This is a genomic window from Mycobacterium szulgai (genome assembly GCF_002116635.1).
Taxonomy (GTDB): domain Bacteria; phylum Actinomycetota; class Actinomycetes; order Mycobacteriales; family Mycobacteriaceae; genus Mycobacterium; species Mycobacterium szulgai.
Genome location: NZ_LQPW01000032.1, coordinates 1 through 22,584 on the forward strand (window position 1 = coordinate 1; position 22,584 = coordinate 22,584).

The 22,584-nt window shown below is 66.8% G+C and carries 16 protein-coding genes; 10 read left to right on the forward strand and 6 right to left on the reverse strand.

From position 1 onward, the window contains the following. The 3 genes from AWC27_RS08505 to AWC27_RS08515 all read right to left on the reverse strand — a co-directional run. A partial coding sequence (locus AWC27_RS08505) for a PE family protein (protein WP_139836845.1) occupies nucleotides 1-591 on the reverse strand: 591 nt, incomplete at its 3' end. Nucleotides 592-810: 219 nt separating this feature from the next. Beyond that, complete coding sequence (gene car, locus AWC27_RS08510; protein WP_085670087.1) at nucleotides 811-4,311, reverse strand: carboxylic acid reductase; 3,501 nt, start codon at nucleotides 4,309-4,311, stop codon at nucleotides 811-813. A 139-nt stretch (nucleotides 4,312-4,450) separates the two neighbouring features. Next, nucleotides 4,451-4,915, reverse strand: a complete 465-nt coding sequence (locus AWC27_RS08515) for a MarR family winged helix-turn-helix transcriptional regulator (RefSeq protein WP_211281590.1) — start codon at nucleotides 4,913-4,915, stop codon at nucleotides 4,451-4,453. Between the two features lie 73 nt (nucleotides 4,916-4,988). Here AWC27_RS08515 and AWC27_RS08520 point away from each other — a divergent pair, with 73 nt between their 5' ends. Next, nucleotides 4,989-5,858 (forward strand): alpha/beta fold hydrolase, encoded by an 870-nt coding sequence (locus AWC27_RS08520; protein WP_245846938.1) that lies wholly within the window; start codon nucleotides 4,989-4,991, stop codon nucleotides 5,856-5,858. On the opposite strand, the gene gabT is transcribed toward AWC27_RS08520, so the two are convergent. Further along, complete coding sequence (gabT, locus tag AWC27_RS08525; RefSeq protein ID WP_085670089.1) at nucleotides 5,808-7,148, reverse strand: 4-aminobutyrate--2-oxoglutarate transaminase; 1,341 nt, start codon at nucleotides 7,146-7,148, stop codon at nucleotides 5,808-5,810. The two genes, AWC27_RS08520 and gabT, sit on opposite strands and share 51 nt — an antisense overlap. Before the next feature lie 149 nt (nucleotides 7,149-7,297). Here gabT and yajC point away from each other — a divergent pair, with 149 nt between their 5' ends. From yajC to AWC27_RS08555, 6 genes are all read left to right on the forward strand, one after another. Further along, complete coding sequence (gene yajC / locus AWC27_RS08530; RefSeq protein WP_085670097.1) at nucleotides 7,298-7,678, forward strand: preprotein translocase subunit YajC; 381 nt, start codon at nucleotides 7,298-7,300, stop codon at nucleotides 7,676-7,678. A gap of 72 nt (nucleotides 7,679-7,750) precedes the next feature. Continuing rightward, nucleotides 7,751-9,580: a protein translocase subunit SecD gene (gene secD, locus AWC27_RS08535; RefSeq protein WP_085670090.1), complete on the forward strand. Its 1,830-nt coding sequence runs from the start codon at nucleotides 7,751-7,753 to the stop codon at nucleotides 9,578-9,580. A 5-nt stretch (nucleotides 9,581-9,585) separates the two neighbouring features. Next, a complete protein-coding gene (gene secF, locus AWC27_RS08540; protein ID WP_085670091.1) occupies nucleotides 9,586-10,911 on the forward strand; it encodes a protein translocase subunit SecF in 1,326 nt (441 codons plus the stop codon). A gap of 5 nt (nucleotides 10,912-10,916) precedes the next feature. Further along, nucleotides 10,917-12,581 carry an ABC transporter substrate-binding protein gene (locus tag AWC27_RS08545; protein WP_245846939.1) on the forward strand — a complete coding sequence of 555 codons (1,665 nt, stop codon included), beginning with the start codon at nucleotides 10,917-10,919 and terminating at the stop codon, nucleotides 12,579-12,581. Nucleotides 12,582-12,624: 43 nt separating this feature from the next. Further along, nucleotides 12,625-13,131, forward strand: a complete 507-nt coding sequence (locus AWC27_RS08550; protein ID WP_085670099.1) for an adenine phosphoribosyltransferase — start codon at nucleotides 12,625-12,627, stop codon at nucleotides 13,129-13,131. Between the two features lie 141 nt (nucleotides 13,132-13,272). Continuing rightward, nucleotides 13,273-15,687 (forward strand): RelA/SpoT family protein, encoded by a 2,415-nt coding sequence (locus AWC27_RS08555; RefSeq protein WP_085670100.1) that lies wholly within the window; start codon nucleotides 13,273-13,275, stop codon nucleotides 15,685-15,687. Between the two features lie 108 nt (nucleotides 15,688-15,795). On the opposite strand, the gene AWC27_RS08560 is transcribed toward AWC27_RS08555, so the two are convergent. Together AWC27_RS08560 and AWC27_RS08565 are read right to left on the reverse strand one after the other, a co-directional pair. Then, entirely contained in the window at nucleotides 15,796-17,547 is a 1,752-nt protein-coding gene (locus tag AWC27_RS08560; RefSeq protein ID WP_245846940.1) for a protein kinase domain-containing protein, read from the reverse strand. A gap of 42 nt (nucleotides 17,548-17,589) precedes the next feature. Next, nucleotides 17,590-18,468 (reverse strand): peptidylprolyl isomerase, encoded by an 879-nt coding sequence (locus AWC27_RS08565; RefSeq protein ID WP_085670092.1) that lies wholly within the window; start codon nucleotides 18,466-18,468, stop codon nucleotides 17,590-17,592. A gap of 86 nt (nucleotides 18,469-18,554) precedes the next feature. Here AWC27_RS08565 and AWC27_RS08570 point away from each other — a divergent pair, with 86 nt between their 5' ends. From AWC27_RS08570 to AWC27_RS08580, 3 genes are all read left to right on the forward strand, one after another. Beyond that, a complete protein-coding gene (locus tag AWC27_RS08570) occupies nucleotides 18,555-19,229 on the forward strand; it encodes an MBL fold metallo-hydrolase (RefSeq protein WP_085670093.1) in 675 nt (224 codons plus the stop codon). Next, nucleotides 19,226-20,497 (forward strand): histidine--tRNA ligase, encoded by a 1,272-nt coding sequence (gene hisS / locus AWC27_RS08575; protein ID WP_085670094.1) that lies wholly within the window; start codon nucleotides 19,226-19,228, stop codon nucleotides 20,495-20,497. The genes AWC27_RS08570 and hisS overlap by 4 nt, the downstream gene beginning before the upstream one ends. 147 nt (nucleotides 20,498-20,644) lie before the next feature. Continuing rightward, nucleotides 20,645-22,351 carry a PE family protein gene (locus AWC27_RS08580; RefSeq protein WP_085670095.1) on the forward strand — a complete coding sequence of 569 codons (1,707 nt, stop codon included), beginning with the start codon at nucleotides 20,645-20,647 and terminating at the stop codon, nucleotides 22,349-22,351. The last annotated feature ends 233 nt before the right edge of the window (nucleotides 22,352-22,584 follow it).

The window sequence follows — 22,584 nt, forward strand, 5'->3', positions numbered from 1 at the left end:
CCACCCACCTGCGCCCCCCGCACCTCCGGACCCGCCGGCGCCACCGGGCACGACCGCGTTCCCGCCTGCGCCGCCGGCACCGCCGGTGCCCCACAGCCCCGCCGGCCCGCCGGCGCCGCCGGCCTTCCCGGGCGCGCCCGACCCACCCCTGCCGCCATTGCCGAACAAGATCCCGCCGGCCCCACCGGCGCTCCCGGTACCCGGCGCGCCGTCGGTGCCGTTACCGATCAGCGGGCGCCCCAACAACAAGTTCGTCGGCGAATTGATCACCGCCAGAATGTCGTTCTCAATGGTCTGCAGCGGCGAGACGTTCGCGGCCTCAGCCGCGGTATAAGCCCCCGCGCCCGCCTGCAGAGCTTGCACGAACTCCGCGTGAAACAGCGCCGTTCGCGCGCTGAGCGCCTGAAAGTCCTGCGCGTAGGAACCAAACAATCTTGTGATCGCCGCCGACACCTCATCGCCGGCCAGCGGGGCAATGCCCGTCGTCGGGGCCGCGGCCGTCGCGGCGGCGGCTCGCAGCGCCTCGCCGATCCCGCTCAAATCGCCCGTCGCGGCGGCTAATACCTCCGGTGCTGCGATCACAAAAGACATGTGGCCCCCTTAATCTCCTGGGCGATCTTGGCCTTACGAGACTGCGTCGAGAACGCTACGCGCGTTGTGAACTATGTTGGAGCCGAATTGGAGAAGTATTTGCGCAACATCAACAATTCAACGGTACGGTGGCGGTCATCGAATATAGCGTGACGACGGCGAAACCGGTTGAATCTCAACCGGTTTCGCCGTCGTTTAAGGGCTTGGGTCGCAGAGGCCTTACAGCAAGCCGAGCAAGCGGAGGTCGCTGACGTACTTGGCGATGATCGGCGCCGAAACATGCGGAATGTCTTTGTCCGGGCCCACTTTCGCGTCCTGCACCGCGACACGGAATCGATCCGTGGGTGCGATCGACCCACGCACCGGCTTCTCCGGCTTCTGGTAGTTGTGCAACAGCGGCAGCAGTGAGGCGTGGCGCTGCTGTTCGGGCAGTGCCCGCAGCGTGGTTTCGAACCGCTGCAGCCATTCGCCGTAGTCGGCGATTCGCTGTATCGGGTTGCCGGCCTCGATTAGCCAGTCCACGAACTCGTCGAGCCCGATGCCGTCGTCGTAGGGGTTCATCACATGGAAGGTCTGGAACCCCGTGGACCCGTCACCACCCTTGGGGCCCAACGTAGCAACGGCCTCGGCGATGAACTCGACGGGCAGGCCGTCGTAGTGCGCCCGCTGCCTATTGCCGTCGGCGTCTAGTTCGTAGAACGAACCTGGTGCGATTCCGGTGGCCACCAGGCTCAGCATCATCCGGGTGAACATGTCGGGCACGTTGAGCTGTCCCGCCCACGTCGTGTCGGCCAGGATCATGTCGCAGCGGAAGACCGTCACCGGCAGGCCGCACAGATCGTGGGCCTCGCGCAGCAACACCTCACCGGCCCACTTGCTGTTCGCATAGCCGTTGGCGTAGCCGTCGTCGATCTTGCGCGTCGCGCTGATCATCCGGATGTCCGCGTCCTCAGTGAATGCGCCGGGCTCGATTCCGCCGCCGACGGCGATAGTCGAGGTGTAGGTGAACGGCTTCCGCTTGCTGGTCAGTGCCAGCCGGATCAGCTCGGCGGTGCCCAGTGCGTTCGGGCCGAAGAGCTGGCTATAGGGCAGCACGTGGTTGACCAGGGCCGCTGGGTCGACGATGACGTCGACGGTCTCGGCCAGCCGCTGCCAGGTTGCCCGGTCCAGGCCGAGGTCCGCCTCACCCTTGTCGCCGGCGAGCACCTCGAGGTGGTCGGCCAGCCCCTGGTAGTGCCGCAGCAGCTCGGGGTCCCCGCTGTCGAAGATGCGGTCCAGCCGGGCCCGTGCATCGTCGTCCGATTTGGCTCGCACCAGGCAGATCACCTTGCCATCGACCAGATCCATCCGCTCCAGCCATTCCAGGGCGAGGTAGCGGCCCAGGAACCCGGTGGCACCGGTCAGCAGCACCGTCCGCACCTGCTCGGCCGGGCCGGGCAGGCTCGGTGCTGCGGCCAGCGTCGCCGCGTCGATGAACTTGTCCAGAGTGAGGTCGCCGGCGTGCACCTCGGCCGCGTCCCGGCCGTGCACCGACGCAAAGGTCGGCCGCTTGGCGCCCGGCTTGCGCTCGGCCTCGATGTAGCCGGCCAGCGCCTGCAGGTCGTTTGCCGGGCTGACGATCACCCCGACCGGCACGTCGATACCGAAGATCTCGTGCAACAGGTTGGCGAACGACAACGCAGACAGCGAGTCGCCGCCCAGGTCGGTGAAGTGGGCATCGGGTTGCAGGTCAGCCGCCGCGGTGCCGAGCAGTGCGCCCGCGGCGCGGCACAGCGTCGCCAGCACCGGAGCGTCGGAGCCGCTTTGCCGCAGCGAGCGCAGCTCGTCGGTCTGGCTGGTCGCGAGATCGACGTAAAGCTGCTCCAGTCGCTCGCCGTAGTGCTTCTTGGCCTGCGGCCGGGCGAGCTTGCGGATGCCGGTGAGCAGACCGTTCTCCAGGGTCCACGGCGTGGTCTCGATGATGAAGTCGCGCGGGATCTCGTAGGACTGCAGGCCGGCCGCCTTGGCGACCTCGTGCAACGATTCGCTGAGGGCCGTCTTGAGTCCGTCCCCAAACCGCGCCAGCGCGTCTTCGGTCGGGACGATCACCGCCAGCAGGTAGGCGCGGGCGCTGTTGCCGTAGACGAAGATCTGTCGCACCAGCGGGCTGTCGCCGAAAACCGCCTCCAGCTTGGAGACGGTGACGAACTCGCCCTGCGACAGCTTCAGCACGTTGTTACGCCGGTCCAGGTAGATGAACTTCTCCGGGCCGACCTCGGCCATGACGTCGCCGGTCCGGTAGAAGCCGTCGGCGTCGAAGACGTCGGCGGTGACCTCCGGGCGTTTGTAGTAGCCCGGGAACAGGCTTTGGGTCTTGACCAGCAGCTCGCCTCGCGGATGGGGCTGATCGGTCAGGAAGTAACCCAGGTCGGGAACGTCGACCAGTTTGTAGTCGATCACCGAGGGACGCCGAATGTGGTCGTCGATCAACACCATGCCCGCCTCGGTGGAGCCGTAGCCCTCGACCAGATGGATGTCGAGCAGGTCCTCGACCCAGACCTTCATCTCCGCCGAGATCGGCGCGGAACCGGTCAGTGCGGTGACGAACCGTCCGCCCAGCACGTCCTCGCGCACCTCGACCATGACCTGCCGTTCGAGCTCGACACGATCGCTGCCGTCGCGCGTGCGACGGTCGACCTCGCTCTGGAACTCCTGAAACACCATGTCCCAGACGCGGGGCACGAAGTTCAATTCGGTCGGCCGCACCAAGGCGAGGTCCTCGAACAGAGTGGACAGATCGCTGCGGGCCACGAAATAGGCGGTGCCGCCGTTGGACAGCGTCCCGTAGAGCACCTGACGGCCCATTACGTGGCTCATCGGCATGAAGTTCAGCGTGATCGACGGCTGAATGCTCGGCTCGAACCAGGCGCTCGACCTGCGCCAGAAGTTGGCAACCCGGTTCTCGGGGTACATGGCGCCCTTGGGGGCCCCAGTGCTGCCGGAGGTGTAGATCAGCAGCGCCAGTCGCTCATCGGACCGGTCTGGGGAAGCGGCGGCCGGCAGGGCGGCGCCGCGGTCAATCACCTCGGCGAGCGTCTCGACGATCACGCCTGTGTCGGCCAACCGCCCGCGGGCGGCGTCGAGCGCTTCGCGCTGCGCGTCAACCTCGGGGTGGTAATCGAACACCACCAGCCGGCCCGGAACGTGACCGGTCACGATCAGCTCGACGGCCTCGGTGAGGTTATCGATGCTCGCCGCGATCATCGTCGGCTCGGTCTCGGTCACGATGGGCCGCAGCTGGGCGGACGCGGCGCTGGTCTGCAACGGCACCGCCACCGCGGCGAGCTGGATCAGCGCCATGTCGATGGTGGTGTAGTCGACGCTGCTGAAGCCCACGATGCAGACTCGGTCACCGGCTTGCACGTCAGGAGTCAATGCGCCGGCGAGGGCGCTGATGCGGTTCCACAGCTCGCGATAGGTGACCGTCTCGTACTCCGGCAGCAGCTGCAGCCCCGTGCGGCCGGCGGCGTCGGGCACAAAGCGGACGGCGCGCTGGCCCAGTGCCGGCCGGTCGCCGTAGCCCTCCATGAGGGTGCGGATGATCTGGGGGAGTGCCAACCCAGGCTGGTCGATGGCCTTGGCGATCGCTTGGTCGGGCTTGGCGGCGGCGAACTGCTCGTCGTTTCGGTAAAGCTCCTCGATGCGGCGTGCAAGCCGCTCCTCACGTGTGGTGTTCGACATGGCAGATCCCTTGCAACTGACCGAAGTAAGACGGAACGCGCAACGCTGCGCTGACCGATAGAACGTTAGCGAAAGTAATGATATTTCCAAAAGGGGAAGCCGCTGTGAGATGCGTTACTGACAGCTGCCCACTACGGAGCTACCGCCGGGAATCCTCCGGGTCAAGCATGTCGAGCAGCCGCTGCATCGTGGCGCACATATGCGCGAAATCGGCGGCACCCACTAGTGCCGACCACCGCGTTTCTATCTCGGCGACGCGCTCACCCGCTGCGGCCAGCAGGGCGCGCCCGCGGTCGGTGAGTTCTATGAGCTTGGCGCGCCCGTCTTGCGGATCGGGCCTGCGGGTGAGGTAGTCCAGCGCGACAAGCTCGTTGATCAGCTCCGAGGTCGCCGCGAGGCTGAGCTGCGCACGCGAGGCCAGTTCGGTCAGCCGGACACTGCCGGTGCGAATATTGCCGAAGATCTGCAGATGTGGGTCCCGGATGTCGCCGTAACCCCGCTTGGCCCGCGGCTCGGCGAGGTCACGGCGAAACTCCCTCGTCAGCCGCACCAACAACTGTCCCACCGCCTGCCGGTCCGCCGGCAATTGTCTTGACTCTGCCATGGGACGAGAAGATACTACGGTTACCGAAGTTTCGGTTTCCGAAGTAATTGCTAGAAGTATTCAGGTGGCAGAAGTGACAGAGGCAGAACTAATCGCCGATTTCGTGCCCACCGCCTTGGGCCGGCTGCATGTCCTGCGGGGCGGGGCGGGGCCAACCGCGGTCTTGTGGCATAGCCTTTTTGTGGACTCGACTTCGTGGGGCCCGCTTCTGCGGGAGTTGGCACGACACCGCACGGTGGTTGCGATCGACGGGCCGTCACACGGCAGCAGCGAGCCGGTCTCCCGTGACTTCACCTTTGACGAATGCACGCGCGCCGCCGCAGATGTCCTGGACGGACTCGGCATCCGTGAACCGGTCGACTGGGTCGGCAATGCGTGGGGCGGGCACGTCGGCATCCTGCTGGCGACAAGCCAGCCTCACCGGATTCGGACGCTGACAACTATCGGCACGCCGGTGCCGGCGCTGAGCAATAGATTCCGCTGGACGAAGGCCTGGCCACTGGTGGCGCTGTATCAACTGTCGGGTCCGACAAGGTTTTTGTGCAATGCGCTCGCCGCTTCTCTGTTGGGGCCGGAAGTCTTCGCGGCGCAACCGGATCAGGCCCGGATCGTGATGGACGCGTTCCGGCGGGCGGATCGGCCCGCCATGCTGCATGCGATGCGCTCAATGATGCTGAAGCGCCGGGACATGACCGATCGACTGCCGCGAGTATCGGCCCCGACCCTGATGCTGGCCGCCCGCGACGACGATGAAGGCTGGCCGCTGCGTCAGGCGCAGGCCGCTTGCGCCACGATGCCCAATGCCCGCGCCCGCGTGCTGTCCGGCAGCGCTCGAGTGGCGCCGCTGCTGCTGGATGCCGAAGTGATTGCGCGAACTCTGGCCGACTTCTGGTCAGAGATCGGCGAGCAGCCCGACCAGAACCTCGACGCCCTCGGTCAATAGCTCGTCGCTGATGGTCAACGGCGGGAGGAGCCGGATGATGTTGCCGAACATGCCGCACGTCAAGACGATGACGCCGGCCGCGTGCGCCGCGGTGGCCAGTTTGTCGGTCAGCTTGGGGTCGGGGTCGGCTGTCCCGGATTTCACCAGCTCGACGGCGATCATCGCGCCGCGCCCCCGCACGTCGCCGATCCGGTCGTCGGTGGCCTGTAGCCGCAGGAACGGTTCGGTGATCAGTCGTTCCAAGTGGCGCGCGCGCTCGACCAACCCGTCGGCTTCGATGGTTTCGAAGGTGGCCAGTGCGGCCGCACAGGCGACCGGGTTGCCGCCGAACGTTCCGCCCACGCCACCGGCGTGCGGGGCGTCCATGATCTCGGCGCGCCCGGTCACCGCCGATAGTGGCAGACCGTCGGCAATGCCCTTGGCCGTGCAGATCAGGTCCGGCTCAATACCTTCGTGATCGCAGGCGAACATCTCGCCGGTGCGGGCGAACCCGGTTTGTACCTCGTCGGCGATGAACACCACGTCATTGCGGCTGCACCAGTCCAGCAGCGCAGGCAGGAAACCCTCGGCCGGAACGATGAACCCGCCCTCGCCCTGAATCGGTTCGATGATGAGCCCGGCCAGGTTGTTGGCGCCGACTTGTTTGTCCATCAAGCTGATGGCCCGCGCCGCGGCCTTTTCGCCGTCGGTGGCCAGTTCCTTGTCGAGCAGCCCGTCCCGATACGGGTAGGACAGCGGCGCCCGGTAGATCTCGGGCGCGAACGGGCCGAAGCCGCTCTTGTAGGGCATGGACTTGGCGGTGAGCGCCATGGCCATGTTGGTGCGGCCGTGGTAGGCGTGGTCGAAGGCGACGACGGCGGGCTTGCGGGTGTAGGACCGGGCGATCTTGACGGCGTTTTCGACGGCTTCGGCGCCGGAGTTGAACAGCACCGAGCGTTTCTCGCCCGAGCCCGGGGTGATTCGGTTGAGATGTTCGGCGACGGCGACGTACTGCTCATAGGGATTAACCATGAAGCAGGTGTGGGTGAATTCGTCCACCTGCGCGCGCACCGCCTCCACCACCCGGGGCGACGAGTTGCCGATCGTGGTGACCGCGATGCCGGATCCCAGGTCGATCAGCCGGTTGCCGTCGGCGTCTTCGACGATGCCGCCGCCGGCGCGGACGACGAACACCGGCATGCTGACGGCCACCGCATGTGACACCGCTGCGGTCCGGCGCTTGTTCAATTCCAGCGATACGGGGCCCGGGATTTCTGTGGCCAGGTGGCGACTCTGCTCGAGGCTGGCCACGGATCCTCCTTCCGCGCCGCGGCGGTCACGTCGCGGATAAAGCCTAGCCGTTGGCGGCGACGGGCACCCAGCGCGGAGCCGGTCGGTTTGCGACCTGCGCGAATGGCAGACTGGACCGAGCCATACCGATCCGAAAGACAGGCGTGTTGATGGAGAGTTTCGTCTTGTTCCTGCCGTTCTTGCTCATCATGGGCGGCTTTATGTATTTCGCGTCCCGTCGCCAGCGGCGCGCGATGCAAGCGACGATCGATCTGCACGAGTCATTGCGGCCCGGTGACCGGGTGCACACCACCTCGGGTATGGAAGCCACCGTGGTCGCTCTCCACGAGGACACCGTCGAGCTCGAGATCGCCGACGGCGTGGTGACGACCTGGATGAAGCTTGCGGTGCGCGACCGGATCCTGCCCGACGATGACCTCGACTACGAAACCGAGGATGATCTCGACGACGAAACCGACGCCGGCTACGAAGAGGTCGAAGGCATCGACGGGGAGAACCGCGTCGCGAAAGAGTCCGAGCGCGACACGTAATCTTTTGGAGGCTTTCCCAACCCTGGAGGCCCTGCCGGGGGCACGAATCGATTTCAAGGAGATATAAGGAACGTGGCATCGTCTTCGGCGCCCGTGCATCCTGCCCGCTACCTGTCGGTGTTCCTGCTCATGCTCATCGGGGTGTACCTGCTGGTGTTTCTCACCGGCGACAAGAAGGCCGCGCCCAAGCTGGGTATTGACCTGCAGGGCGGTACCCGCGTCACGCTGACCGCGCGTACCCCGGACGGCTCGCGTCCCAGTCGCGAAGCGCTGGCCCAGGCCCAGCAGATCATCAGCTCTCGGGTCAACGGCCTGGGAGTCTCCGGCTCCGAGGTGGTCGTGGACGGTGATCACCTGGTCATCACCGTTCCCGGAAACGACGGCAACGAGGCCCGCAACCTGGGGCAGACGGCGCGCCTTTACATCCGTCCGGTGATCAACTCGTTGCCGGCCCAGGCCGCGCCACCACCGGAAGCCAAGCCGCCGGCCGGAACGCCACCCGGCGCCCCGCCGCCGTCCGGCGCCCCGGGCGGCGAACCCGCGCCGCCACCCGGCCAGCCGGCGCCCGGCCAGCCTCCACCCGCCCAGTCCGCGCCTGCCCAACCGGTGCCCGGCAAGCCCAGTGCGCAGCCACGGCCCTATCCGCAGGACCCGGCGCCGTCACCCAGCCCGGCTCCGGCTCCGGCACCGGCCCCGGCTCCGGCGCCCAGCACCGGTGCTCCGCCGCCGACGGACGCGCCGCCCACCGAGCAGCCTGCGCCGGCCGACCCGCGTAAAGATCTCGCGGAGCGCATCGCGCAGGAGAAGAAGTGGCGGCAAAGCACCAGCCAGTACATCCAGATGGTGGCTCTGCAGTTTGAGGCCACCCGCTGCGACAAAGAGGACATCCTGGCCGGCAACGACGATCCGAAGCTGCCGCTGGTCACCTGCTCCACCGACCACAAGACCGCGTACCTGCTGGCGCCGTCCATCATCAGCGGTGACCAGATTGCAGACGCCAGCTCGGGCATGGACCAGCGCAACCTCGGCTACATCGTCGACCTGCAGTTCAAGAGCGCGGCGGCCAACATCTGGGCGGACTACACCGCGGCCCATGTCGGCACCCAGACGGCGTTCACCCTGGACTCGCAGGTCGTCAGCGCGCCGGTGATCAATGAAGCCATCCCGGGCGGACGGACCCAGATCAGTGGCGGCGATCCGCCGTTCAGCGCGGCAAGCGCGCGCCAGCTGGCCAACGTCCTGAAGTACGGGTCGCTGCCGCTGTCCTTCGAAGCATCCGAAGCTCAAACCGTTTCGGCCACACTGGGTCTGACATCCCTGCGGGCCGGCCTGATGGCCGGTGCGATCGGTCTGGCTCTGGTGCTGGTGTATTCGCTGTTGTACTACCGGGTGCTGGGGCTGCTTACCGCGTTGTCGCTAGTTGCTTCTGGCGCAATGGTTTTCGCGATCCTGGTGCTGCTGGGCCGATACATCAACTACACCCTGGACCTGGCCGGCATCGCGGGTCTGATCATCGGTATAGGTACCACCGCAGACTCTTTCGTGGTGTTCTTCGAACGCATCAAAGACGAGATCCGCGAAGGCCGTTCATTCCGTTCGGCGGTGCCGCGGGGTTGGGCGCGAGCCCGCAAGACGATCGTGTCGGGCAACGCGGTCACCTTCCTGGCGGCCGCGGTGCTGTACTTCCTGGCGATCGGCCAGGTGAAGGGATTCGCCTTCACCCTGGGCCTGACCACCATCCTCGACCTAGTGGTGGTGTTCCTGGTGACCTGGCCGCTGGTGTACCAGGCCTCCAAGTCGTCGAGGCTGGCCAAGCCGGCCTACAACGGCCTTGGGGCTGTACAGCAGGTCGCACGTGAACGCCGCGCCGTGGATCGGGCTGGCAAGACGGGACGGGGATAACGCAAATGGCGGCTAAATCCAAAACCGGCAAAGACACCGAAACGGTCGAACTGACCGAAGCCGACACGGAGCTGACCGACAGCAAGACCGACACGGGCGCCGGCGCTGCGACCAAACAGCCGCAGCACAGCTTTTTGTCGCGGCTCTACACCGGCACCGGCGCATTCGAGGTGGTGGGCCGCCGCAAGCTGTGGTTCGGCATCAGTGGCGCGATCATGGCTATCGCCATTCTTTCCATCATCATTCGCGGCTTCACCTTCGGGATCGACTTCAAGGGCGGCACCACGGTGTCGATGCCCGCCCAGGGCGGGGCCAGCACGGTCGAAGTCCACCAGGTCGAAGAGGTGTTCGCCAAAACCCTCGGCAAGAGTCCGGAATCGGTTGTCGCAGTAGGAAAAGGCTCCTCGGCGACGGTGCAGATCCGCTCGGAAACGCTGTCCAACGAACAGACGGAAAAGCTGCGCAACGCTCTGTTCGACGCGTTCCAGCCCAAGGGTGACGACGGCAAGCCCAGCAAATCGGCGATCAGCGACGCGGCGGTATCGGAGACCTGGGGTGGTCAGATCACCAAGAAAGCCGTGATCGCACTGGTGGTGTTTTTGGCCCTGGTCGCCGTCTACATCACCGTGCGCTACGAGCGCTACATGACGATTTCCGCCCTGGCGGCCATGGTCTTCGACATCACGGTTACGGCCGGGGTCTATTCGCTGGTGGGCTTCGAAGTAACCCCGGCCACCGTCATCGGTCTACTGACCATTCTGGGTTTCTCGATCTATGACACCGTCATCGTGTTCGACAAGGTCGAGGAGAACACCAACGGCTTCCAGCACACGACCCGGCGCACCTTCGCCGAGGAGGCCAACCTGGCGGTCAACCAGACGTTCATGCGCTCGATCAACACCAGCCTCATTTCGGTGCTGCCGGTGCTGGCACTGATGGTGGTGGCGGTGTGGCTGCTGGGTGTGGGCACGCTGAAGGACCTGGCGCTGGTGCAGCTGATCGGCATCATCGTCGGCACCTACTCGTCGATCTTCTTCGCCACTCCGCTGTTGGTGAGCATGCGCGAGCGCACCGAATTGGTGCGCACGCACACCCGCCGGGTGCTCAAGCGGCGTTCCTCGGGTTCGTCGGCTAGCTCGGCTGCCGCCAAGGCGGACGCCGGGAAGGCGGACCCGGAGGAAGCCACTGAGGACACCCGGGCGGCGGCTACGGCTCCCGCGAAGGCCGCCGGCGAGCCGGCCACGACGAACAAGCCGGGGCCGGGCGCGCGGCCGGTGCGCCCCACCGGCACTCGCCGCCCAACCGGCAAACGAAACGTCGGCAAGCGGTAGTCGCGGTGGCCACCTGGCGTCGCTCGCGCAGAGCCCTAGTGGTCATAAGCATCGCGGGGTCGCTGGCGGCCTCGATGCTGACCGCATGCTCGGGTAGCGCCGCGACACAGATCGACTACGTCGTCGACGGCGCGCTGTCCACCTACAACGCCAACACCGTCATCGGTGCCGCATCCGCCGCAGCTCAGGCATTCGCCCGCACGCTGACGGGATTCGCCTATCACGGACCGGACGGGCAGGTGGTCGCCGACCACGACTTCGGCACCATCTCGGTAGTGGGTGGGTCGCCGCTGGTGCTCGACTACCAAATCGCCGACAACGCAGTCTATTCCGACGGCAAACCGGTGACCTGCGACGACTTGGTGCTGGCCTGGGCGGCTCAATCCGGGCGCTTTCCGGGCTTCGACGCTGCCACGCAGGCCGGCTATATCGACATCGCCAACATCGAGTGCACGCCCGGGCAGAAGAAGGCGCGAGTGTCCTTCATCCCCGACCGCAGCGTTGTCGACTACACCCAACTGTTCACCGCGACCTCGCTGATGCCGTCGCACGTCATCGCCGACACCATGGGCCTCGACATCACGGCCGCGCTGCTGGGCAACAAGACGCCGGTGGTGGAACAGATTGCGCGACTGTGGAATACGACGTGGGACCTCAAACCGGGGCTGAAACCAGACGAACTTCTGAAGCGCTTTCCGTCGTCCGGCCCTTACCGGATCGACTCGGTCCTCAACGGCGGTGCGGTGGTACTGGTCGCCAATGACCGTTGGTGGGGCGCGCGCGCGATCACCAAGCGGATCACGGTGTGGCCGCAGGGACCCGATATCCAGGATCGGGTGAACAACCGCAAGGTCGACGTGGTCGACGTCGCGGCCGGTTCGTCGGGGGCGCTGGCCACCCCGGACAACTACCAGCGCAACGATTCGGCCTCGGCGGGAATCGAGCAGCTGATTTTCGCACCGCGCGGACCGTTGGCGGACGTCCGCAACCGGCGCGCGGTGGCGCTCTGCACCCCGCGCGACGCGATCGCCAAGGACGCGGGCGTGCCGATCGCCAATTCCAGGCTGAGCCCGGCCACCGAGGATGCCGTCGCCGCGGCCGACGGCGCCACCGAATCCGGTCAGTTCAACAGGGGTGACCCCGTCGCCGCCCGCGATGCGTTAGGGGGTGCGCCGTTGACCGTGCGGGTCGGGTATCGAGGTCCCAACGCTCGGCTGGCGGCGACAATCGGGGCGATCGCGAAGTCGTGTGCGCCCGCCGGAATCACGGTTACGGGTGTGACTTTGGACACCTCGGGGCCCCAGGCGATCAGGGACGGCAAGATCGATGTGCTGCTCGCCAGCACGGGCGGAGCCACCGGCAGCGGATCCACCGGATCGTCGGCCATGGACGCATATGACCTGCACAGCGGCAACGGAAACAACCTGTCGGGCTATTCGAACCCGCAGGTCGACGGAATCATCAGCGCCCTGGCGGTTTCCGCCGACCCCGCCGAGCGTGTCCGGTTGCTAGCCGAAGGTGCACCGGTACTGTGGGGTGAACTGCCGACGTTGCCGCTCTACCGGCAGCAACGGACGTTGCTGATGTCGAAGAAGATGTACGCGGTGAGCAGGAACCCGACTCGTTGGGGAGCGGGTTGGAACATGGACCGATGGGCCTTGATGCAGTGAGGACGCAGTGACATCTGTGAGGGGGGACGCTCCCGTGGGCGACATGATCGTGTCGTTGACCCGCGATGTCGTCGACTTCCCCAAGCCCGGTATCCAGTTCAAGGACCTCACCCCGTTGTTCGCCGACCCTGAGGCGATGAACACGGTGATCGACGCGCTGGTCGACGTGGCGGGCGGCGCTGATCTGGTCGCCGGTATCGACTCGCGGGGTTTGTTGGTCGGGGCGGCCATGGCCGCGCGGCTCGGCGTTGGAATGCTGGCCATTCGCAAGAGCGGCAAGCTGCCCCCGCCGGTGCTCAGCGAGGACTACGACATGGAGTACGGCTCCGCCACCATCGAGATTCCGGCCGGCATCGCCGAGTTGCGGGGCCGCACCGCCCTGATTGTCGACGACGTGCTGGCCACCGGCGGCACGCTGGGCGCAGCGAGCCGGCTGCTCAAACGTGCCGGCGTCAGCGTGACCGGGGCGGCGGTGGTCATGGAATTCACCGCGCTGGGCGGTCGCGAGGCGATCGCGCCACTGCCGGTGCACAGCCTGAGTCAAGTGTGAGCTGACGGTTTCGGGTGTGTTCGTACGGCGGCCCCGCCGCCGCCCGGCCGCCCCTGATACACAGTCAAAGCCGCCGGTACACATTCGATCCGGGCGTCCCGCCAGCCTCAGGAGATATCCTCAAGACCGGAGGTGACGACCGTGGCGGATGATCAGGGCACAACGCAAGCTGTCGCGCCACCACCACCTGCCGAAGCCTCGCCCGCTCCCGAACTTGCTCCAGCGCCCGCTCCCGCGCCCGCTGAGCCAGTGATCGAGGCGGCGCCGGAGCCGCCGGCAGAGACCCTCAAGTCCACCAGCAGTGCCTCCCGTCGCGTCCGGGCTCGGCTGGCCCGCCGGATGACCGCGCGCAGCGGCGCCATAAACCCGGTGCTCGAGCCGCTGGTGGCCGTGCACCGGGAGATCTATCCAAAAGCAGACCTTTCGCTGCTGCAGCGGGCCTACGAGGTTGCCGATCAGCGGCACGCCACCCAGTTCCGGCACTCCGGTGATCCCTACATCACCCACCCGCTGGCGGTTGCCAACATTCTGGCCGAACTAGGCATGGACACCACCACTTTGGTGGCCGCCCTGCTGCACGACACGGTTGAGGACACCGGCTACACGCTGGAAGCCTTGAGCGAGGAATTCGGCGAGGAGGTGGGCCATCTCGTCGACGGCGTGACCAAGCTGGACCGCGTCGTGCTGGGCAGCGCAGCCGAAGGCGAGACCATCCGCAAGATGATCACCGCGATGGCCCGTGATCCACGGGTATTGGTGATCAAGGTGGCCGACCGGCTGCACAACATGCGCACCATGCGGTTCCTGCCGCCGGAGAAGCAGGCGCGCAAGGCCCGCGAGACGCTGGAAGTCATTGCGCCCCTTGCGCATCGGCTGGGTATGGCCAGTGTCAAATGGGAACTGGAAGACCTGTCGTTCGCGATACTGCACCCCAAAAAGTACGAGGAGATCGTCCGGCTGGTCGCCGGCCGGGCACCGTCCCGGGACACTTATCTGGCCAAGGTGCGCGCCGAAATCGTTGCCACCCTTAACAGTTCGAAGATTAAGGCGACGGTAGAGGGCCGGCCCAAGCACTACTGGTCGATCTATCAGAAGATGATCGTCAAGGGCCGCGACTTCGACGACATCCACGACCTGGTCGGCATCCGCATCCTGTGCGACGAGATCCGGGATTGCTATGCCGCTGTCGGCGTGGTGCATTCGCTGTGGCAGCCCATGGCGGGGCGGTTCAAGGACTACATCGCCCAGCCCAGATACGGTGTGTACCAATCGCTGCACACCACTGTCATCGGTTCCGAAGGCAAACCGCTGGAAGTGCAGATCCGCACTCGCGACATGCACCGCACCGCTGAGTACGGTATCGCCGCACACTGGCGTTACAAGGAAGCCAAGGGCCGCAACGGAGTTCTGCATCCGCACGCCGCCGCCGAGATCGACGACATGGCGTGGATGCGCCAGCTGCTCGACTGGCAGCGGGAGGCCGCCGACCCCGGCGAATTCCTGGAGTCGTTGCGTTACGACCTTGCGGTGCAAGAGATTTTCGTGTTCACCCCCAAAGGCGACGTCATCACCCTGCCGGCCGGGTCGACACCGGTGGACTTCGCCTACGCTGTGCATACCGAGGTCGGCCACCGCTGCATCGGCGCCCGGGTCAACGGGCGGCTGGTGGCGCTGGAACGCAAACTCGACAACGGCGAAGTCGTCGAGGTTTTCACGTCCAAGGCGCTCAATGCCGGCCCGTCCCGGGACTGGCAGCAGTTCGTGGTGTCGCCGCGCGCCAAGACCAAGATCCGCCAGTGGTTCGCCAAAGAGCGGCGTGAGGAAGCCCTCGAGGCCGGCAAGGACGCCATGGCTCGCGAAGTGCGCCGCGGTGGACTTCCCTTGCAGCGCTTGGTAAATGGCGAGTCGATGGCGGCCGTGGCGCGCGAATTGCACTACGCCGACGTCTCGGCGCTCTACACCGCGATCGGTGAGGGACACGTGTCGGCCCGGCATGTCGTGCAGCGGTTGCTGGCCGAGCTCGGCGGCATCGACCAGGCCGAAGAGGAACTCGCCGAGCGCTCGACGCCGGCGACCATGCCGCGCCGTCCGCGCACCACCGAAGACGTCGGCGTCTCGGTCCCCGGCGCTCCGGGAGTGCTCACCAAACTGGCCAAGTGCTGCACCCCGGTGCCCGGCGACCAGATCATGGGGTTCGTCACCCGCGGCGGCGGGGTCAGCGTGCACCGCACCGACTGCACCAATGCCGCCTCACTGCAACAGCAGGCCGAACGCATCATCGAGGTGCTGTGGGCGCCGTCGCCGTCGTCGGTATTCCTGGTGGCCATCCAAGTCGAGGCGCTGGACCGGCACCGGCTGCTCTCGGATGTCACCCGCGCGCTGGCCGACGAGAAGGTCAACATCCTGTCCGCATCCGTCACCACATCGGGTGACCGGGTGGCCATCAGCCGGTTCACCTTCGAAATGGGCGACCCCAAACACCTGGGTCATCTGCTCAACGTGGTGCGCAACGTCGAAGGCGTCTACGACGTGTATCGGGTGACGTCCGCGGCCTAGCTTCGGGCTTCGAGTGTGCGTCTAGAGAGTCCAGTGTGCGGCTATGGCGCCGATCCGGCGATTTCCGCGCCGTAGCCACACAGTCGAATCCTTAGACGCACGGCCTCGCTAGTCCAGCCGTACCGACGTGATGGTGACATCCATGGCGGGCGAGCCGTCGTCGCCGCCGCCCACAATGCCCGCCTTGGCGACTTTGTCGAGGATCCCCAGTCCGGTGTCGTCGATCGTGCCGAACACCGTGTACTCCGGCGGGAGCTGTGAGTCGTCGTACACCAGGAAGAACTGGCTGCCGTTGGTGTCGGGTCCGGCGTTAGCCATTGCCAGCGTTCCGCGCGGGTACAGTACCGGCTCGCTCAGCGCCGGATCGCCCGTTTGGTACTGATCGGTGGGGTACTCGTTGGCGAACTGATAACCGGGGCCGCCGCTTGCATCGCTCTTGGGGTCGCCACACTGCAGCACGCTCAGTGACTGGGAAGCGGTCAGCCGGTGGCAATGGGTGTCGTCGAAGAACCCTTGCTGGGCCAGGCTGACAAAGCTGTTCACCGTGCATGGGGACTTGCCGTTGGCCAGTTGCAGGGCGATGTCGCCGCGGTTGGTGGCCATGGTGACCCCGACGTCGGCGGGCTCGGTCGGCACCTTGCCGGCTCGCGGCGGCTTCGCCGGTTTGCCGGCCGGCTCGCGTGTCGGCGGGTACTGGCAGTTCGTGCCTAGGTTTGCCGGAGCCGCGAACGCCGGCAAGGGCGGCACACTCGGCGTGGCGTCGGTGGCGGTGGTGGCGGTTGGTTCCTTCGTTTCGGCGGAGCTGGTCCGGGAACTCGTCGCGGTGTTGGCGGCGTGCTTGTCCTCACCCGTCGTGATGACGGCGACGATGGCTGCCGTCACGATCAGCACCAAGCCGACGGCCGCGAACGCGGCAAAGAACACCCACCGGCTATGCCCACGGGCAGCCACGGGCTCGGTCTGCGTCCCCGCCGGTGTCGGAGTGTGCAGCGCTGCGGCCTGGGTTTGGACTTCGGCCAACGGAGGTGGATCGGCCGACGTCGTGTTAGCCAGCGCCGCCCTGGCGGCTTCGGCGAGCTCCATGACCGTCTGGTAGCGGGCTCTGGGGTCCTTTGCCAGCCCACGGGCGATCACCGCGTCGAAGGCCGGCGGCACCTCGGGCGCCAGCGCCGACGGCCGGGGCGGCGGGCTGTTGAGGTGCCCGCTGATCTGCTCCTCGAAACTGTCCCCGGGGTAGGGGCGGCGTCCGGTCAGGCACTCGTGCAGCACGCACGCCAGCGCATACACGTCGGCACGGGGATCGGTTGTGCCGCTGAACCTTTCGGGCGCCATGTAAGCCATCGTGCCCATCGTGTGCCCGGTGTTGGTGAGCTTGGTGTCCGTGCTGGCCCGCGCGATCCCGAAGTCGATCAGATAGACGAAATCCCTTGCTGCTGCGACCAATATGTTCGACGGCTTGACGTCCCGATGCACCAGCCCCGCCTGGTGCGCGCTGTCCAGGGCGCCCGCGACCTGTTCGATCACCGCGACCGCGCGCGCCGGGTGCAGCCGTCCGCCGTTCTCGGCGATATAGCCCACCAGATCCCGGCCCTCGATCAGCCGCATGTCCACATACAGTTGGCCGTCGATCTCGCCGTAACCGTGGATGGGCACCACGTGCGGATCGTTGAGGCCCGCTGCGGTGCGCGCCTCGCGTCGGAATCGCTGCTGATACTCGCGGTCCTCCGCCGAATGCGGGGGAAGCACTTTGATGGCGACGATGCGGTCGGTGGCAGTGTCGTAGGCACGGAAGACCTGTCCCATGCCGCCGCGGCCCAGCAATCCCAGCAGTTGGTATCGCCCGAACGAGCTCTCGGCCACCCCGCTTCCTCCCCGTAATCGCGCCCGTAATCGCGGCGCCGGTTAGTCCAGCATCACCGACTTGATGATCACCTCGGCGGCCGGCGGGCCGTCGTCACCGCCGCCGGCGACGCCGGCCTGGGCGATCTTGTCCAGCGTCGCCAACCCGTCGGCCTGAATGGTGCCGAACACCGTGTACTCCGGCGGCAGTTGTGAGTCGCGGTAGACCAGGAAGAACTGGCTGCTGTTCGTGTTGGGCCCGGCATTGGCCATGGCTAGCGTGCCGCGTGGATAGACGACGGGCTCGCGCAGCTTGGGGTCATTGGGCGGGTACTGGTCGGTCGGGTACTCGTTGGCGAACTGGTAGCCCGGCCCACCGGTGCCGTCGCCCTTGGGGTCGCCGCACTGCAGCACGGACAGGGTGGGGGAGGTGGTCAGCCGGTGGCACTTGGTGTCATTGAAGAAGCCTTGCTGGGCCAGGCTGGCGAAACTGTTTACCGTGCAAGGCGATTCGTTGTTGGCGAGCATGAGGCCGACCTTGCCCTGGCTGGTCACCATGCTGGCGCTCACCTGAGCCGGGTCGGTGGGAACCTTGCCGGTCCGCGGCGGCTTGACCGGCTTGACGGCCTTATCCGGCGACGGCGGGTACTGGCAGTTGGCGCCCACATTGGCCGACGGCTGAAACGGCGGCAACGGCGCTGCGCCCGGGGTTCCCGGGCTGCTGGTGGGCGCCGAACTGGTGGGCGACGCCGTGGGCTTGTTCTTGTGGTCGTCCTTGTTGGTCACCACGGTGATCACGACCGCGGCGATCACGGCCACCGCCGCGACCGTGCCGCCGATGATCAACAAGAGGCGCCGCCTCCTGGCCTGCTTGGCGCGGCGCTCCAGCTGCCGCTCGAGTTTGCGCTTGGCTGTAGCACGTCGCTGAGCATTGGTCGGCACGGCCGATATCTTTCCATAGCCTTTTCGTAGTCTTTCTGAGCCGCCCGGTGCGCCCAGCCGGGTGGGCGGCTGGGAAACTAAGAACCGTGTTGATCACCGGATTTCCCGCCGGATTGCTGGCCTGCAATTGTTACGTGCTGGCCGAGCGGCCGGCCAGCGATGCCATCATCGTGGACCCGGGCCAGCGGGCGATGGGCCAGCTACAGCGCATTTTGGACAAGCACCGGCTCACCCCGGCCGCTGTGCTGATCACCCACGGTCACATCGACCACATGTGGTCGGCCCAGAAGGTCTCCGACACCTTCGGCTGCCCCACCTACATCCATCCCGAGGACCGGTTCATGCTCAAAGACCCGATCTACGGCATGGGGCCCCGGATGGCACAACTGGTCGCGGGCGCGTTCTTCCGCGAGCCCAAACAGGTGGTCGAGCTGGACCGCGACGGCGACAAAATCGATCTCGGCGGCATCTCGGTGAACGTCGACCACACACCCGGGCACACCCGCGGATCGGTGTGCTTCCGGATCCTGCAGGCCGCCAAGGACGACGCCGATGTGGTGTTCTCCGGTGACACGTTGTTCGAACGGTCCATCGGCCGCTCCGATCTGTTCGGCGGCAGCGGGCGCGACCTGTTCCGCTCGATCGTCAACAAGCTGCTGGTGCTCGACGACAAGACCGTGGTACTACCCGGGCATGGCAACGCCACCACGATCGGCGCCGAACGTCGCTTCAACCCGTTCCTCGAGGGTCTGAGCCGGTGAGCGAATTCTCTTCGTTTTCGGGGCCTAAGGGGGTACCCGACTACATTCCGCCGGACTCGGCGCAGTTCGTCGCCGTGCGCTCTGGATTGCTGGATGCGGCCCGCCGGGCGGGTTACGGCTACATCGAGTTGCCGATCTTCGAGGACACCGCCCTGTTCGCGCGCGGCGTCGGCGAATCCACCGACGTGGTGTCCAAGGAGATGTATACCTTCGCCGACCGCGGCGACCGCTCGGTCACGCTGCGACCGGAGGGCACCGCCGGGGTGGTGCGCGCGGTGATCGAACACGGCCTGGATCGCGGCGCGTTGCCGGTCAAGCTCGCCTATGCCGGCCCGTTCTTCCGGTACGAGCGCCCCCAGGCCGGGCGGTATCGCCAGCTGCAGCAGGTTGGTGTGGAGGCGATCGGCGTCGACGACCCGGCGCTGGACGCCGAGGTAATTGCAGTGGCCGACAATGGATTTCGGTCTCTTGGACTCGCGGGTTTTCGGCTGGAGATCACCTCGCTGGGTGATGACAGCTGTCGGCCGCAGTACCGGGAACTGTTGCAGGAGTTCTTGTTTGGGCTCCCGCTGGATGAGGAGACGCGGCGGCGCGCGGAGATCAATCCGTTGCGGGTGCTCGATGACAAGCGGCCCCAGGTGCGTGCGATGACGGCAGAGGCGCCGGTGCTGCTCGATCATCTGTCCGATAGCGCCAAGCAACATTTCGATACCGTGCTGGCCCATCTGGACGCGCTCGGGGTGCCGTATGCGATCAACCCGCGGATGGTGCGTGGGCTGGATTACTACACCAAGACGACGTTCGAGTTCGTGCATGACGGCCTGGGCGCGCAATCGGGTATCGGCGGCGGCGGGCGTTACGACGGCCTGATGCGCCAGCTCGGCGGACAAGACTTGTCCGGCATCGGTTTTGGGCTCGGGGTGGACCGGACGCTGCTGGCCCTGCGCGCCGAGAGCAAGAGCGTGGGGGAGGCGTCGCGCTGTGACGTGTTCGGCGTCCCGTTGAGTGAGGCGGCCAAGCTGCGGCTGGCGGTGCTGGCCGTGCAGTTGCGGGCTGGGGGTGTCCGCGTGGATTTGGCCTACGGCGATCGTGGGCTCAAGGGTGCGATGCGCGCGGCGGACCGTTCCGGAGCGCGGCTGGCGCTGGTCGCCGGAGATCGTGACCTCGAGTCCGGCACGGTCGGGGTGAAGGATCTCACGACCGGTGAGCAGGTGTCGATTCCGCTGGATTCGGTTGTCGGTGAGGTGCTTTCGCGGATTCGTCAGTAATCGTTCTCGGCATTGCCAGGCCTGGTTGGCTCGTATTCGAAGAAAGTGCAATAACTCGCGTCGCGGCTGGCTAATATGACGCTGTAACTGATTGTGCTGTGAGTCACACCTCGATGGTGGGGCTTCTGCGAAGGTCGGAGGCGCTGGATGTCATGGGTTGTCGCGGCGCCGGAGTACGTGACGGCTGCTGCCAGCGATCTGGCCGGCATTGCCTCGACGATCGACGCGGCCAACCAGGCGGCGTTATTCCCGACTAACGCGGTGCTGGCCGCGGGCGCAGACGAGGTGTCGGCGGCGCTTTCGGCGCTTTTCGGCGCGCACGCCCAGGCCTACCAAGCGCTCAGCGCGCAGGCGGCTTCGTTCCATCAGCAGTTCGTCCAGCTCATGAGCTCTGGCGCGGCCCAGTACGCCGCCGCAGAAGCCCTCAACGCGACGCCAATGCAGCTGGCGGCGGACGCCATCAACGACCCAGTCCTGGCGCTGACCGGGCGTCCACTATTCGGCAACGGCGCAAACGGGGTTGACGGCACCGGGGCCCCCGGCGGCAACGGCGGTTGGCTGTTCGGCAACGGCGGCAACGGCGGCTCAGGTGGGCTGGGCCAAGCTGGGGGCGCGGGCGGGTCCGCGGCCTTCTTCGGCAGCGGCGGCGCGGGTGGCGCCGGTGGAATGGGGGCTAACGGCGCAGCCGGACAAGCCGGCTCGGCAGGTGCCAGCGGTGGCAACGGCGGTGCCGCAGGCTGGATTTACGGCAACGGCGGCCACGGGGGAGTCGGCGGTACGGGCGGCAATGGCGCCGGCACGGTCAACAACAACGGCGTCGACGGCGGCCTCGGCGGCAATGGCGGTTCCGGCGGTGCCGGTGGGTTCCTTATCGGCCAGGGCGGGATGGGCGGCAACGGTGGCGTCGGCGGTATAGGCACGACGTCCCCGATAGCTAACGCTGTTGCCGGAACAAGCGGCGGAGGCGGAAACGGCGGCAATGGCGGCCACAGCGGTTGGATCTACGGCGACGGCGGTGCCGGCGGAAACAGTGGCGCCGGCACCGACGGCCTCTTCAATAACGCCCGCGAGGCCATGCACGGCGGCAGCAACCTCCTGGCCGCCGGTGGTCGAGGCGGTGACGCCGGGCTGTGGGGCAACGGCGGCGCTGGCGGCAACGGCGGAAACGGCGGCAACGGCGCGAACACCAATGCGAATCCGAGTTTCGCCCACATTGCCGGCGACGGTGGTGGCGGCGCCAGCGGCGGTGCCGGCGGCAACGGCGGATTCTTCTTCGGTAGCGGCGGCCACGGCGGGGTGGGTGGCAACAGCGGCAACGGCGGCAACGTCCCCACAGACAGCATTAGCCAGCATCTTGCGGGTAGCAGCCAAGCCGCGGGCCTCGGAGGTGCCGGCGGCAATGGCGGGCTGTTCGGCAACGGCGGTGTCGGCGGGACCGGCGGCGCCGGCGGGACAGCTGGCACGGGAACCGAAAATGCCGGATCCTTCGTCCCCACCGCCGGCGCCGGAGCGACCGGCGGCGCCGGCGGGACCGGCGGCCAGCTATTCGGTAGCGGTGGCCGGGGCGGTGACGGCGGCGCGACCGGCACCTTCGGCAAAGTGGTTGGGATCAGTGACGGCGGCCGCGGTGGCAACGGCGGCTTCTTCTATGGCAATGGCGGCGACGGCGGCAACGCCGGCGCCGCGCCGTCGCTTCCTAGCCCGGTGGCCCATGGTGTCGGCGGTGCTGGCGGTAGTGCTCAGCTGATTGGAAACGGCGGCAATGGCGGCGCCGGTGTCCTTGGCCAGCCTGGCGGCAGCGGCGGTAAAGGCGGGCAGCTATTCGGTCAGCACGGGGCCGACGGGCCGGCGTAACCCGCGTCGGCTGAAATCCCTTGTGTCACTTGTGTTTCACCCGTCTCAGGGTAGGCGTTTTTGTCGGTAGGCCTTCGTATTGTTTGCGGCATGGGTTCGAGTACGCGTGAGGAGATCATCGAGGTCTTCGACGCACTCGACTATGAGTTGGATCGTTTGTGCGGGTTGACCTTTGACGTGCTGACCACACCGGAGCGGTTGCGGGCCCTGCAGCGCCTGGAACGGGTGGCGCG